Origin of the sequence: Myxococcus llanfairpwllgwyngyllgogerychwyrndrobwllllantysiliogogogochensis (assembly GCF_006636215.1) — a bacterium.
GTDB classification, from domain to species: Bacteria; Myxococcota; Myxococcia; order Myxococcales; family Myxococcaceae; genus Myxococcus; species Myxococcus llanfairpwllgwyngyllgogerychwyrndrobwllllantysiliogogogochensis.
Genome location: NZ_VIFM01000029.1, coordinates 13,877 through 28,083, shown reverse-complemented (window position 1 = coordinate 28,083; position 14,207 = coordinate 13,877). Strand labels below are relative to the sequence as shown.

General features: G+C 67.0%; 10 protein-coding genes. 8 read left to right on the top strand and 2 right to left on the bottom strand.

Annotated features, from left to right (window positions below; translation table 11 throughout):
* Positions 1–262 precede the first annotated feature (262 nt).
* Positions 263–1,729 carry a PD-(D/E)XK nuclease family protein gene (locus tag FJV41_RS09945; RefSeq protein ID WP_246137122.1) on the top strand — a complete coding sequence of 489 codons (1,467 nt, stop codon included), beginning with the start codon at positions 263–265 and terminating at the stop codon, positions 1,727–1,729.
* An 11-nt stretch (positions 1,730–1,740) separates the two neighbouring features.
* Positions 1,741–3,621, top strand: coding sequence for a DEAD/DEAH box helicase family protein (locus tag FJV41_RS09940; protein WP_246137121.1), 1,881 nt, complete (start codon positions 1,741–1,743; stop codon positions 3,619–3,621).
* On the opposite strand, the gene FJV41_RS09935 is transcribed toward FJV41_RS09940, so the two are convergent.
* Positions 3,581–4,315 carry a hypothetical protein gene (locus FJV41_RS09935; RefSeq protein ID WP_141642199.1) on the bottom strand — a complete coding sequence of 245 codons (735 nt, stop codon included), beginning with the start codon at positions 4,313–4,315 and terminating at the stop codon, positions 3,581–3,583. The genes FJV41_RS09940 and FJV41_RS09935 overlap by 41 nt on opposite strands.
* A 275-nt stretch (positions 4,316–4,590) precedes the next feature.
* On the opposite strand from FJV41_RS09935, the gene FJV41_RS09930 reads away from it, so the two are divergent.
* From FJV41_RS09930 to FJV41_RS09920, 3 genes are all read left to right on the top strand, one after another.
* Positions 4,591–5,121 (top strand): hypothetical protein, encoded by a 531-nt coding sequence (locus FJV41_RS09930; protein ID WP_141642198.1) that lies wholly within the window; start codon positions 4,591–4,593, stop codon positions 5,119–5,121.
* A gap of 78 nt (positions 5,122–5,199) precedes the next feature.
* Positions 5,200–7,212: a DNA polymerase gene (locus FJV41_RS09925; protein ID WP_141642197.1), complete on the top strand. Its 2,013-nt coding sequence runs from the start codon at positions 5,200–5,202 to the stop codon at positions 7,210–7,212.
* A gap of 232 nt (positions 7,213–7,444) precedes the next feature.
* Positions 7,445–7,828 carry a hypothetical protein gene (locus FJV41_RS09920; RefSeq protein WP_246137120.1) on the top strand — a complete coding sequence of 128 codons (384 nt, stop codon included), beginning with the start codon at positions 7,445–7,447 and terminating at the stop codon, positions 7,826–7,828.
* A gap of 247 nt (positions 7,829–8,075) precedes the next feature.
* Here the strand turns inward: FJV41_RS09920 and FJV41_RS09915 are convergent, their stop codons facing one another.
* Complete coding sequence (locus tag FJV41_RS09915) at positions 8,076–9,173, bottom strand: site-specific integrase (protein WP_246137119.1); 1,098 nt, start codon at positions 9,171–9,173, stop codon at positions 8,076–8,078.
* A 209-nt stretch (positions 9,174–9,382) separates the two neighbouring features.
* Here FJV41_RS09915 and FJV41_RS09910 point away from each other — a divergent pair, with 209 nt between their 5' ends.
* The 3 genes from FJV41_RS09910 (at position 9,383) to FJV41_RS09900 (ending at position 14,125) form a co-directional block, all read left to right on the top strand.
* Entirely contained in the window at positions 9,383–9,778 is a 396-nt protein-coding gene (locus FJV41_RS09910) for a ComF family protein (RefSeq protein ID WP_181790531.1), read from the top strand.
* A 253-nt stretch (positions 9,779–10,031) separates the two neighbouring features.
* Positions 10,032–11,303 (top strand): SBBP repeat-containing protein, encoded by a 1,272-nt coding sequence (locus FJV41_RS09905; RefSeq protein WP_141642194.1) that lies wholly within the window; start codon positions 10,032–10,034, stop codon positions 11,301–11,303.
* Positions 11,304–11,401: 98 nt separating this feature from the next.
* Positions 11,402–14,125 (top strand): M1 family metallopeptidase, encoded by a 2,724-nt coding sequence (locus FJV41_RS09900; RefSeq protein ID WP_141642193.1) that lies wholly within the window; start codon positions 11,402–11,404, stop codon positions 14,123–14,125.
* Positions 14,126–14,207 lie beyond the last annotated feature (82 nt).

Genomic DNA, 14,207 nt, shown 5'->3' with positions numbered 1-14,207 from the left:
AACACGTGAGAGCGCGCGCGGTGCTTAGCCCTGCCGATGGCGACCGAACCACGACGTTGATTGAATTGCACTTCGAGGGAGGACTTGAGCCCACCGTAGAGATGACTGAAAGCCCCCATGGATGCTGCATTCGCCTGCTCGTCCAGGGGGCGCTTGAACGACAGGGGCTTGCGACCGCCCTCCACGCATTGGGTGAGGAACTACTCAAGGCATAGAGGCGAGCAGCGGACCACGCGCGGAAAGCGTCCCCATTGAAGAGAGTGTGGACACTTCCGTCATGCAGCCCGCCGAGGGCCCCCGTCGTCGCGCCGTGGACGGGGGCGTCCTCAACTTCCTCTCTGTCTCGCAGCTGAAGCAATTCAGCCTGTGTCCGCGCCGCTGGTACTTCGTCAAGGTGCTGCGCCTTCCCGAGCCAGAGACGAAGGCGCAAGCCCTGGGCGTTGAAGGGCACGCGCAACTGGAGCACTACCTACGCACGGGCGAGGACGTACTGGGCGACGTCGCGCGAGCAGGGCGCCATCTGCTTCCAGCTCCGGGCGCGGACCTCCTGGTTGAAGAGTCCTTCGGCACGCCTTCTCCCTTGTCGGCGGATGGCGTCCCGTTCATCGGACACATTGACCTCATCAACCCGCGCCGACTCGCGGAAGGTGTGCTGCGCGTCACGGACCACAAGTTCTCGTCCAACGTGGGGCGCTACGCAGCAACGCCCGCGCAGCTGGTGGACGCGAACACCGAGGCCGGCTTGCAGATGGTGGGCTACGGCGTCTGGGCGGCCCTCTCGGACGCGCGATTCCCAGGCGTCCGCGTGCTGGAGCTGGAGCACCTCTACTTCCAGACGCGCGGCGCGCGACGTGCAGCGAGCGTGCTTGCCTCGGTGAGCGTCGAGCACGTCTCGCGTGAGTGGACACAAAAGGTCGTCCCCATGGTGCGTCGCATGCGCGAGGTGGCCCGAGCCACGCGCACCGCCGACGCGCCGCCCAACTTCGGCGCCTGCGAGAAGTACGGCGGGTGCCCCTTCAAAGCGCAGTGCCTTTCAGGAGAACGCACCATGTCCCTGTTGAACCGCTTCGTTCCCAAGCTCCAGTCCCCCGACACCGCCGCGCAGTTGCCGCTCTCGGCACCGCCCCAGGCCACTGCCCCCGAGGCTCTGGGGACGTGCGACAGGTGCGGCGCCTCCCTGACTTCGGAGAACACCAGCAAGCTCCGCTCGGGTGAGGTGCTGCATGTGTCCTGCCCTGGTGCCGAGGTGGCCGCCGTGCTGCCCCCGGACGCTCCCGCCGCATCGCCCACCATCGCCACGGAAGTCGCGCCGAAGCGACGTGGACGCAAGCCGAAGGCCCTGAACGCTCCGGTCGCCGCGCCGCGCGTCGAGGACCAGGAGCCCGCCACCAGCCCGCCGGCAACACCCAGCCCCCAGGGAGAGCGCCTGCGCCTCTTCGTGGACTGCGTTCCCAACATGCCCGCGGAATCACTGTCCGAGTACGTGGCGAAGGTTGCCGCCCAGGTGAGTGAGGCCGGCGGCGTGGCGGACCTGCGCTTCGCGGGAGCCGAGAGCACGCTGGGATTCGGCAGGTGGAAGGGAGCGCTCTCCATGGCCATCCGCAACGCGCCGCCCGTGCCGGGAGCTTACGCGGCCCTCGGCCTCGCCCACTCGGAGTTGCTGCAACTCGCCGTCGAGGCCCTGGAGCCCTTGTGCGGCCCTGGTGACTTCGTGCGCGGTGCTCGCTGAAGGGAGTGGGGATGCGGCTTCTTGAACGACTGGGCGTCACACACACGCCCGCGAGCCCCCCGCCGCCCGTGGAGCGTGCTCCGGTCTACGGACGCTCTCCCGTGGGCTACTCGGCGGACCTCGGCCGCATCCTCGCCTTGCCTCGGCGGGAGCTTGCCACCGCGTACACCTCGGCGGACATCGAGGCCCTGGAGGCCCAGCTACGCGCGCCACCCGGCCCGTGTAGCTGCGCGAGCATGTCCCCGCTGCGCCCGTGCCCTACGCGGTTGCGTCGGGTGCAAGCCCAAGCGCTCCTGGAGTCCTCGCGCGTCGGCGGACTCCTCGCGCCCATCGGCACGGGCCATGGCAAGGAGCTGACAACCTTCCTCATGCCCATGGTGATGCCGAGCTGCCGCGTGGCCGTCCTCTTCATCCCCGCCAACCTCCTGCCCCAGTTCCAAGTCGAGTGGAGCTACTACGGCGCGCACTGGCGGCTTCCCAACCTCGCGGGCGGCAGATGGTTCCGCGTCGGCCTGCCGGTGCTCCACGTCGTCTCGTACAACAAGCTCTCCAGCCAGGAAGCAACGAACCTCCTGGAGCGCATCCGCCCGGACCTCGTCATTCTCAACGAGGCGCACAACCTCAAGGACCCGAAGTCAACGCGCACGGGCCGATTCCTCCGCTACTTCGAGGAGAACCCACGGACGCGCCTCGTGGCGCTCTCCGGCACCTTCGCATCCAAGAGCATCAAGGACTACGCGCACCTGTCGCGCCTGGCGCTCGGTGAGGGCTCGCCCTTGCCGCTCGCTCACCACGTCGTCGAGGAGTGGGGAACAGCCCTGGACCCGGGCAAGGTGGTGGCCCCTCCTGGCTCGCTGGAGCAGCTCTGCGAACCGGGAGAGCACGTGCGCGAGGGCTTCCAGCGCCGCCGCAACGCGACGCGCGGAGTGGTGGCCACGGAAGAGAGCGCACTGGATAAGCCGCTCATCATCCGAGAGCGCCACATCAGGCCCGTTCCGGCGCAGCTCCTCGCCCTCATCGAGCTGGCGCACGCGGGCGAACGTCCGGACGGAGAGCAATTCCAGGAGCAGCTCCAATCCGTTGCGTGCGCTCGCCAGTTGTCCGCCGGCTTCTTTCATCGCTGGCGCTACCCGAGGGGCGAGCCGCCGGAGCTGATTGAGAAGTGGTTCGCGCGGCGCAAGGCGTGGAACAAGGAAGTCTGGGAGGAACTCAAGGGCGAACGGCGCGAGCACATGGACTCGCCAGGGCTGCTCACCAAGGCCGCCATCCGCGCGCACATGACGCCGCCCTATCAGGGCGACAAGCCCGTCTGGCACGCGGGGACGTGGCCAGAGTGGGCAGAGATTCATGCCGCCGTGCAGCCCGAGCCCCAGGCCGTTTGGGTGTCGGACGTTCTCGTGAAGGACGCAGCAGAGTGGGCGCGCTCGCGGGTGGGAATCGTCTGGGTCGAATACCCGGAGCTGGGGGAGCGCATCGCGAAGGCGGCGGGTGTGCCGTTCTACGGCGGGGGCAGGGCGGCGTCCGAGGCCATCCTCCGAGAGACGGGAACGCGCTCCGTGGTTGCCAGCATCAAAGCTCACGCCACGGGGAAGAACCTCCAGCAGTTCTCCCGAAACCTCGTGGTGACGCCGCCCTCGGACGGCGCCACGTGGGAGCAACTGCTCGCGCGCACGCATCGCCCCGGTCAGCAGGCGCCCTGCGTCGAGGTGGACGTGTGCCTGCACACACAGGACTTCGCAGATGCGTTCACCACGGCTCGCGAGCGAGCGCGGTTCATCCAACAGACAGATGGGCAACCGCAAAAGCTGCTGCTATCTCTCGGTCACGAGCGCGTTGCGATGTCCCATGTGCCTATTGAGGAAGAGGCGGAATTCCGTCCGTATTTGCGCTAGTTGCCAGCTGTGGGACCTCACTACCTTTCCACCAAGAGGCAAGGTCTCCTGTACCTTCAAGTGAGGCTTTTGCATCGATCAGGGCGCGCAGAATTCCATCAAGACGAATCTCACGTTGAAGCAAGAAGTCTCGAACATGTGTGTATGTTACAATGCCAACGATAACAACTATGACCATGCTGCCGGTCATGGCCACCGCGACTTCGATCTTCCCCTGACTAAAGAGTGTGCTCAATGTGTTCACATGGAAACTCGCTCCAAAGAAGGCCAGAAGCCCTAGCGAACCCTTCGGAAAGAATGGGTCCAATTTTCCTACTTCCTTGTGTGCCTTGATGGCTGAAATCTCGGCCTCAATGATTCTTGGATTCCTTTTGACACTTGAGTGCTCAAGAACAAACCGCGCCTTCTCCTCTGCAATGCATCTTTGGATGTCGTCAAGAGTTCTAATCTCAAGTCCTGTTCGCTGACGCCAGAGCCTTTTGGCTCGCCTGATACGCCACCCAAGCGCTACGAGCGGGACGACAGTCACCAGCAAGCAGCCGATGGCTTTGGCCCACCACTCGTCTACATGAACAACGACAGCAAATGTTCCGGCAATAACGAGCAATGCCTCTACGAGTGCTGTGGCTCTGCTGTATGCACCCCACTCCTTGGGGGCCAGCCTCCGGATGTCGTCTTCAATCGCTCTAATCACGGTGCCCTCTATTCCGGTTTGGACTGGCGCTCAGCCTACCAAGCGCGTTGTACCCGCTATAAGTGGCGCGCAACTTCCACAAAAATGCCTCCAGCGCGCAGGGATAGCAGCAAAGTCTCGACAGAATGGAATCGCGATAATTGAGGGGCCGTCTTGCCGCGACTGTCGCCCGGACGCGTGCTTCTCCATGGCTGGGCCGCTCCCGGAAAGTGTCCCCATAAAGGAAGGAGAGGACGTCCTCTCGACGTCCCTCCAATCGAACGGGAACACGGGACATGAGCAACGCCGCACTTGCACGAATCGCCACCTCTCAGGCCGCCCTCGGCGCGCAGTATCTCAAGGCAGGCCGCTACCGCCTGGAGGTGCAGGCCATCCGCACCAAGGACGGATTCAAGGGCCTGTCCGCCATCGCTGAAGTGAAGGTGGTGACGTCGGAGCGGACCCAGCCCAACACCGAGCCCACGCGGCCCGGCCTCGTCGCCAGCTACGTGGAGAACGTCTCCGACTCGAAGAAGAACGGCGGTGGGCGCTTCAAGGCGTTCCTCATGGCACTGGCCGGTGCCGAGGAGCACGAAGTCTCCCAGGACTTCATCGCCAAGTTCACCGAGGCGAAGCAGGCCGGAGCCTTCCTCCTGGTGGACTGCGACGTCTTCCCCAAGACGCTCCCCGAGAAGGACGGCAGGCCCGGCAAGGTCATCGAGGGCTACCGCTGGAGCAACGTGAGTCCCACGGACGCGGAGCTGGCCGCCATCGAGGCCAAGCGCGCCGCCGCGAAGCTCCCGCCGCTCGCGGACGCCCTGGGCTGACGTCCCCTTCACCTCTGGACTTCTTGGCGCTCTCCCCAGGGCGCCACGGCTGGCCCACGTCACGGGCCTTTCGGTGTTGTGCCCGTCCTCTTCAGCTTCGATACCGAGACGTACCCGATTCAACCCGGCCTTCTCGCGCCGCCGCTCGTCTGCGCTTCCATCGCCCTGGAGGCAGCTGGTAGCGAGCAGCTCCTTTCCGCCGCCCAGGCCCGCGCGTGGTTCCGCGAGGCCCTCCGCGCGCCGGACGTCGAATTGACGGGCGCCAATCTCCCGTACGACCTGGGCGTCATGTGCGCGGATGACCCGCGACTTGTGGACGCCGTCTTCGCCGCCGCCGAGGCAGGCCGCTTCCATGACGTGGCCATCCGCGAAGCCCTCTTGGACATTGCCCGGGGACTCCATGGTGTGGACCCGGAGACGGGACGCCCACTCGGAGATGACGAGGGCGCTCGCTACCCGCTGGCCCTTCTGGTGAGGCGACACCTCGGCCTCGACATCAGCGCCGACAAGCACGCCCCGGACGCGTGGCGCCTGCGCTACGGCGAGTTGGATGGGGTGCCGCTGGAAGAGTGGCCCGAAGGCGCCGTGAAGTACCCGCTACGCGACGCGCGCTTCACGCTGGACGTCCACCTGTCCCAAGCGCGCGCCGCGTCCACCATCGCCAACGGCGGCAACCTCCACGCCGAAGGGGACCAGGTCCGCGCCGCTATCGCTCTCCACTTCGCCTCCATCTGGGGACTGCGCACCCATGCCGGACGCGTCGAGCAGCTGCGCCGCCGCGTCGAGCAAGAGTGGAAGGCCAACCGCGCGCACTTCCAGGCCGCCGGCATCTTCCGCCCTAACGGCACCAAGGACTCCAAGCGCCTCGCCCAGCTCGTCACCGCCGCCTACAACGGCTCGCCTCCCGTCACCCCGCCGTCCTCCCGCTTCCCCGAGGGACAGGTCGCCACGGACCGCGACACGCTTCTGGACTCGGGCGACACGGTGCTGGAGGAGCTGGGCAAGGCCGGCAAGGTGGACAAGTACCGCTCCACCTACCTGGGCAAGCTGGAGGCCGGCACCGCCACTCCCCTCAACCCACGCTTCAACGTGCTGGTGTCCACGACGCGCGTCTCCAGCGACTACCAGCAGCTTCCCCAGCGCGGGGGCGTACGCGAGTGCCACGAGGCCCGCCCTGGCTTCGTCTTCTGCTCCGTGGACTATGGCGGCCTGGAGCTGCGCACGATGGCCCAGCGTGCCATCTGGGACGTGGGCTACTCGCGGATGGCGGATGCGCTGCTGGCCAAGGAGGACGTCCACACCTCGGCGGCGGCCACCTTCCTGGGGGAGAGCTACGACGCCCTCCTGCCGCGCGTGAAGGCCAAGGAGGCAACGGCCACGTCCTTCCGCTCCCTCGCCAAGATTTTCAACTTCGGCAAGGGCGGGGGCCTCGGAGCCGGCGGCATGGCGTACCACGCACGCGCCAAGGACGGCGTCCGGTTCTGTTTGTTGGCGAAGGTGGCGGACACGTGCGGCGTAGAGCGCGTCCCCGTGCGCGTCCAAGGCAAGGTGAAGATGGTTTGCGCCGCGTGCGTCGAGGTGTCGCGCCGCTACGGCGACAGGTGGCTCGACGCGTGGCCCGAGCAGCGCGCCCTCTTCGCCCGCGCCAGCGCGTACACGCGCAATGGCCAGCTCGTGGACGTCATGATTCCGGGCGCCGACATCCTCCGGGGAGGGTGCAGCTACACGCAGTGGCTCAACACGCCCTTCCAGGGCCTCGGTGCCGTGGGCGCCAAGCTGGCGACGTGGCGCGTGTCCCGGGAGATGTACGCGGACCGTCGCTCTCCCCTCTGGGGCTCGCGCCTCATCCTCATGGTGCACGACGAGTTGGTGGCGGAGCTGCGCGGGGACTGCCCCAACCGGCTCCACGATGCCGCCGAGCGCATGGCGGAACTCATGCGGCAGGCGATGCGCGAGGTGACGCCGGACCTCGCAGGGGCCATCGAAGCCGAGCCCGCCCTCTCGCGCGTGCTCTCAAAGGACGCGGCCACGGTGAGGGACGAGCGGGGGCGACTGCTGGTGTGGGAACCGGTCGCGGAGAAGGCTGCCTGAACCAGTCGCGGAAAGTGTCCCCATTCAAGATGGAGTGAGCACAACACACCCTTCCGAGAACTCCCCCGAGCATCGCGCCGCGAAGTTCGTCTCCATCGACCCTGGCCTCCGTCATTGCGGCGTCGCTGTGTTCGGCATTCCATTTCACGACCACGCCCCCCTCCTGGCCGCCGGCTTGCCGAAGAATCCCGAGCCTCAGGTTGGAGAGCTGTCGCTGGCCTCGTGGGCTTCCATGGCCTTCGCGGTCCGCGAGTGGCTTTGGCCTCGCCTCGGCAACGAACCACATCAGCTCGTCATCGAGATGCCCCGCGTCTACTCCGCCGCGCACCAGAAGGGGGACCAGAACGATCTCATCCAGCTGGCCGGCGTCGTCGGCATGCTCGGTGGCTACCTTCCGAACGTCGCCAGCCGTCGCAGCGTCTACCCTCGCGACTGGAAGGGCACCGTCGACGCGGACGCGTTCATCGAGCGCATCAAACAGCGCCTCTCCCCCGTCGAACACCTGCGCGTCGAGCTGCCCTCAGCCACCAGCCTCCATCACAACGTCTGGGACGCCATCGGCATCGGGCTCCACGCCCTCGGTCGCCTCGCGCCCCGCCGCGTCTTCCCGAGGTAGCTATGCTCGCAAACCACACTGGCCCCGGGCTCGATGGTCCCGCCGTGACGGTCGAACGTGCCACCGAGCTGCTGCATTGCAAAAGGACGCGCGTGTTCGAGCTACTTGCCGAAGGTCGACTGAAGCGAGCACCGAAGCTCGGAAGGAAGACAACGGTGCTCCTCGATTCGGTGCTCGCGTGCCTTGATACGGGTGAGAAGCCTGAGTCTCGCCGGCATCGCAAGCACCAGCAAAAGGGTCGGGATCCTCAGTCGTTGGAGGCTGCCTTTCGCGCGGCAGCACTCTCAGCCGAAGGATCGGCCGGATGAACGAGCCGAAGAGGCAGGCGAATCATCGGGGGGACGCGCTCAGTCAAGTAGAACTTCTTCGTCGTCTTGATGTTCGTGTGTCCCATCACTGCCGCAACCTCTTCGATGGGCAAGCCCCTGCCTGTCGGCCGCACCAGCTCTCCATTCGTTCGGGCCCAAGTTGAGAAACTGTGCCGAAGCTGGCTCGGGTGGAGCGGCACAATTGACCGTCGCTCCTCCTCGTTCGTGCATTTCGACCTGAGGCGGTCTGCAATCCGCCGGAGCATCTGAACGACACCAGAGTCTCCCAACCCCCTCCCCACTATCTGGCATCGCTGAAAGGCCGCGAAGGTCTCGGAATCAAGGCTAATGGTGTGCGTCATATCCGCCTTGAGCTGGCGGAACGTGACCGTTCCCTTGATACCGCACGGGTCGTTGACCTCCGTCAGAATGCCATCGCCACGCGCAACCCTGTCGATTTCGGTGGCGTGCATCCCTGTCGTGGCGCGGATGCGCAACGTGTCGCGGAGCCGCTGACTATTCGCCTCTGCGTACGCCTGCTCGACAGCCGCTAAGACATACCCCTTTGGACGTACACTCTTCTCTGCTTTAGACGGCGGGACCTTCAATTCTGCCGTGGGGTCCTCGGCAAGCCGGAGCATGTCCCGTTCACGTAGCCATTTTGTGAACGCCTTAAGTGCGATGATTCGTGCGGTCCGCGCGGTCGACCACCGGTCCAAGATTTCGTACAGCTCGGTGAGGGTCACATCTCGTAGCTGCCTTTCGGCAAGAGCTACCCCCCATGCGGTCAGATAGGGCGTGAGTACGTACCGACGGTAGTTGTCGGTAAGCCCCTCGTTCTTTACGTGGCGAATGAACGCCTCGAAGTTCGGAACATCCAGCGCCACTCCCTTCTTCGCAGTCTTCGCTGAAGCCTCGGCAGCAGACTGCTTCTTTGTCTTGTACCCAGCGGGGTCACGCTCAAAGAGCGCCAGCTCCGCCAGGGCCTCGCGCTCGATGGAAACGTCCAAGGTGATTGCTCGGACGACCCCGTTCACGCGCCGCTCGATCACCCATACCGGTCGCCCTCGGGACTCACGAACCCTCCCCCCTGCCCACTTGGAACGCCACTTCGCACCACCTGAAGCCATGCTTCCTCCAGTCCCGTTATCTCGTTGTTACCTGACACGAAACATCCGAATTCTCCTCGGTAGTCTATCGCTTCAAGTACGAGGACCATCCGGAACTCGCCGAGCCCCTCGCGGAGTTGCTTGCGGACGAGGCGAGGAGCTTCCTCTCCCGGGCTCCGGACCGCGTGGTGGCCCTCCCCCTGCACACGCGCCGGTATCACTCGCGCAAGTACGACCAGGCCCAGTTGCTCGCGGGCTCGCTGGCGAAGTGCGTGGGCCGACAAGCCCCGGTGGGTTGGCTCATACGCACGCGAGAGACACAGCGACAGGTGGGTCTCACCGAAGCGGAGCGCGCCGACAACGTCGCGGAGGCCTTCACCGCGTCGTCCGACGTCACGGGACATGACGTGCTGCTGCTCGACGATGTCTTCACCACTGGCGCCACGGCCCGCGCCGCGGCCATCGCCCTGCACGCGGCTGGCGCCACCCGCGTCGAAGTGCTGACGCTCGCGCGCGCCTTCACCCTCACCTGAGCGAGCCGCCCGAAACCCACGTGTCACGTTGAGACACCCGCACGTCACCAGACCACCACGTGCTGAAGCTGTCACACCGCGTCATCTGCAACGGGGTCAACAACAACTCACGCCCGGGTCAAACACAGCTTCGGGCTGTCTTTCATTACCCATCTTCCACGCGCACGCGTCCCGTGGTCTTGCATACTTGCCGTGGTGACAGATTTCCCATCCGCTCCACGGCTCAGTTCCCCCACTGAGAATGGAGTCCGAGATGAAACACCCCCTGTTGAGCACGTTCGCCGTGGCTGGTGCCGTCTGCGCGCTGGGCGCCCCCTCCTCCGCCGAGGCCCAGGTCCCTCCTCCGAGTTGGGTCCGCCAGCTCGGCGCCAACATCGATGAGCAGGCCCAGGCTGTCGCCGTCTCCGGCAACAGCGTCTACGTCGTGGGCCACACCTCCAGCCAGCTCGGCCCGGAGCCGAAGGCCGGTGGCCTGGACGTCTTCCTCGCGAAGTACGACACCGCCGGCACGCTGCAGTGGGTGCACCAGCTGGGCACCGCGCAGGATGACCGCGCCACGGCCGTGGCCACCGACGCGGCCGGCAACGTCTATGTCACCGGCCACACCTTCGGCGGCTTCGGCTTCTACGTGAACGCGGGCGGGCTCGATTACTTCGTCACCCAGTACGACGCGCAGGGCAACCAGCAGTGGCTGCGGCAGAACGGCACGCAGATGGATGACTTCGCCACCGGCATCGCCGTCGCCGACAACGACAAGGTCTTCATCTCCGGCTACACCGGCGGCAGCTTCGCCAACGGCGGCAACCCCAACAACTACGACATCATCGTTGCGCTCTACGACGACGGCGGCAACCCGTACTGGCTCCAGCAGCTCGGCTCGCCCAGCAGCGACATGGCGCGCGGCATCGCCGTGACGTCCACCTATGAAGTCTACGTGGTGGGCAACACGTTCGGCAGCCTCGACGGCGTGACCACGCCCGTGGGCACCGACATCTTCCTCATGAAGCTCGACATCCTCGGCACCCAGCAGTGGGTCCGCCAGGTCGACAGCTCCGACCTCGACGACGCCAAGGGCGTCGCCGTGAGCGCGGACGGCGGTGTCTACATCGCGGGTGAGACGTTCGGCACGCTCGACGGCAACACCAACAATGGCCTCATCGACGTGCTGCTCGCGCGCTATGACGCCTCCGGCAATCGCGAGTGGAGCCGCCTGCTCGGCGGGACGCAGACCGACTACGCGTTCGGCGTCGCCGTCGCCCCCAATGGCACCGTGCAGGTGACGGGCTACACGACCGCTTCACTGGACGGCAACGCCTACGCGGGCTCCCAGGACGTGTTCCTCTCCCGCTTCGACGCCCTCGGCAGCAAGATTGGCACCCGCACGCTCGGCACGAACCGCTCGGACATCGGACGGGGCGTGGCCGTGGATGCCTCGGGAAATACGTACGTCACCGGATTCACCTTCGGCGGCCTGGCGGGCAACCCCAGCGCCGGCGGCTACGACGCGTTCCTCTGCCGCTTCTGAAGGAATCCGGCTCTGCCGGAACCCACGCGGAATTCATAGACACGCATCGCCGTGCCCTTCTCGGTAGCCAAACGCGAGGGGCGCGGTAGCCTCGCGGCATGCGCAGGCACCTCCTCCTCCTCGTCCCCGCGTTGGTCTCGCTTCACTGTACCCACGCCACCGAGACCACCGTCCCGTCCAAGCCCGAGGCCACGGCGGCGGCGACGCCCGAGTGGCCCGAAGCCCAGCCCCCCGCGCTGCGGCTCCCGGACACCATCCAGCCCACCCACTACACGCTGGACCTGAAGCTGCTGTCCTCGGAGCCGACGTACTCGGGCACCGTCACCATCGACGTGGACGTGCGCGAGCCGGTGCGCCAGGTCTGGCTGCACGGACAGGATTTGGACGTGAGCGCGGCCCGCGTGGAGAAGGACGCGCGCACGCTGGAGGCCCGGGCCGTCACCGCGAGCGACGGACGACTCGGTCTGCTGCTGCCGGAGACGCTCGCGCCCGGACGCGCGCGCATCGTCATCACCTTCTCCGGCAAGGTGGATGCCGAGCGCAGCCGGGGCATCTACTCGCAGGAGGAAGGCGGCAACAACTACCTCTACACCTTCTTCGAGCCGGTGGACGCGCGCCGCGCCTTCCCCTGCTTCGACGAGCCGACCTTCAAGGTGCCCTGGCGGCTGCGCTTCACCGTGAAGGCCGGTGACGTGGCGCTCGCCAACCACGCCATCGAGGCGAAGGAGACGCTGCCCGACGGGCTCCAGCGCATCACCTTCCGCGACAGCAAGCCCATGCCCAGCTACCTCGTGGCCTTCGTTGTGGGGCCCTTCGACGTGGTGGACGCGGGCACCACTGGCCGCAACAAGGTGCCGCTGCGCTTCATCGTCCCCAAGGGTCGCGGCCCTGAGACGGCGTACGCGGCCAGCGTCACCCCGCGCATCGTCACCGTGCTCGAGGACTTCTTCGACCAGGCCTACCCGTACGAGAAGCTCGACGTCGCGGTGGTGCCTCGCTACTGGGGCACCATGGAGCACCCGGGCCTCGTCGCCCTGGGCCAGCCCCTGACGCTCATCCGCCCCGGCGAGGAAACGCTCCAGCGCCGCAAGTGGTACGTCAACATCGCGGGCCATGAGCTGGGCCACTACTGGTTCGGCAACATCGTCACCTGCCGCTGGTGGGACGACATCTGGCTGAACGAGTCGCTGACGTCGTGGCTGGACCGCAAGCAGATGGACGGGTTCGACCCGAGCTGGGGCTTCGGCCAGGACGCCAGCACCCACGCGCTGTCCGGAGCCATGAGCGCGGACGAGCTCGCCGCCGCGCTGCCGGTGCGCAAGCCCGCGACGACGCATGACGAGGTCATCGGCTCCTTCGACAACTCCACCACCTACGCCAAGGGCTCGGCCATCATCGGCATGTTCGAGTCCTGGCTGGGACCGGACAAGATGCGCGACATGCTGCGCACCCACGTGCGCAAGCACGAGTGGGGCACCGCGACGTCCGACGACTTCGCCACCACGCTCTCGGAGACCGCCGGCCCCGACGTCGCCCGCTCCTTCCGCAGCTTCATCGACCAGCCGGGCGCCCCCCGCGTCTCCGCCCAGGTGCAGTGCGACGCCGGCAAGCGGCCGAAGCTGAAGCTGTCCCAGGAGCGCTACCTGCCCGCGGGCTCCAACGCCTCCAAGGACCAGACCTGGTCCGTCCCCGTGTGCGTGCGCGCGGGTGTCGGGGCGGAGGACGTGCGCGTCTGCCAGCTGCTCTCCGAGAGCACGGGAGAGCTGGACCTGCCGCTCGAGAAGTGTCCCCAGTGGGTCCTGCTCAACGCGGGCGGCATGGGCTACTACCGCGCGGGCTACTCGTCCCAGCAGCTCACCCAGGTGCTCGCGGCGACGCAGAAGACGCTGTCGGTGCCGGAGCGGCTGGCGCTCCTCGCGGACGTGGAGGCGTCGGTGCGCCGGGGTGACCTGCCGCTCGGCGAGGCGCTGAAGATGGTGCCGGCGACCGCGTCCGATGCGAGCCGCTCCCTCGTCATGGGCGGCGCCCGCCTGCTCTACCTGGTGAACGAGGACCACCTCACCCCGGCCGAGCGCGCGCGCTTCCGCACCTGGGTGGGGCAGCTCTACGGCGCTCGCGCCAAGGCGCTGGGCTGGCTGCCCAAGAAGAACGACAGCGACGAACTGAAGCAGACGCGCTCGCTGCACCTCGCCCTGGCGACGATGACGGGACACCACCCCGCGCTGGTGCGCGAGGCCCAGGGCCTGGCGACCCAGTGGCTCGCCAAGCGCGACAGCGTGGACCCGGAGGCCGTGCCGCTGGTGCTGTCGGTGGCCGCGCGCAACGCCGACCGCGCCCTCCACGACACGCTGCTCGCCCGCGCGCGCAAGGCGGAGGACCGCAACGAGCGCAGCCAGATGATCAACGTGCTCGCCAGCTTCCGGGACCCGGCCCTGGTGAAAGAGAACCTGACCCTGGCCATGACGGAGTTCGACGTGCGCGACGCGCGCCCGCTGTTCGCCGGGGCCTTCTCCGAGCCGGAGACGCGCGAGGTGGCGTGGAGCTTCTACCGCGAACACTTCGACACGCTCGCCACCCGCGTCCGCTCGGACGAACTGGGCTGGCTCATCGCGATGACGGGCTCGCTCTGTGACGACAAGCACCGCGCGGAGCTGGAGGCCTTCCTCGGCCCCCGCGTCGACAAGCTGGAGGGCGCGCCGCGCGCCTACGCCCGGGCGCTGGAGTCCATCCGCCTGTGCGTGGAGTCGGACCGCCTGCAGCTCGAAAGCGTGCGGTCCTTCCTGCGCCGCCCGCCTCCCGTCACCAGCACCCCGGCGAAGTAGGATTCACCGCAGAGGCTCCCTCGTCGGTGGAGGGAGCCTCCCGCCGCGTCAGGCCGACAACGCCCCGTCCGGAAAGCCCGTT

Coding starts and splice junctions, on each gene's coding strand:
- FJV41_RS09900 (WP_141642193.1), top strand. CDS start 11,402: ATGCGCAGGCACCTCCTCCTCCTCGTCCCCGCGTTGGTCTCGCTTCAC.
- FJV41_RS09940 (WP_246137121.1), top strand. CDS start 1,741: ATGCGGCTTCTTGAACGACTGGGCGTCACACACACGCCCGCGAGCCCC.
- FJV41_RS09920 (WP_246137120.1), top strand. CDS start 7,445: ATGGCCTTCGCGGTCCGCGAGTGGCTTTGGCCTCGCCTCGGCAACGAA.
- FJV41_RS09905 (WP_141642194.1), top strand. CDS start 10,032: ATGAAACACCCCCTGTTGAGCACGTTCGCCGTGGCTGGTGCCGTCTGC.
- FJV41_RS09930 (WP_141642198.1), top strand. CDS start 4,591: ATGAGCAACGCCGCACTTGCACGAATCGCCACCTCTCAGGCCGCCCTC.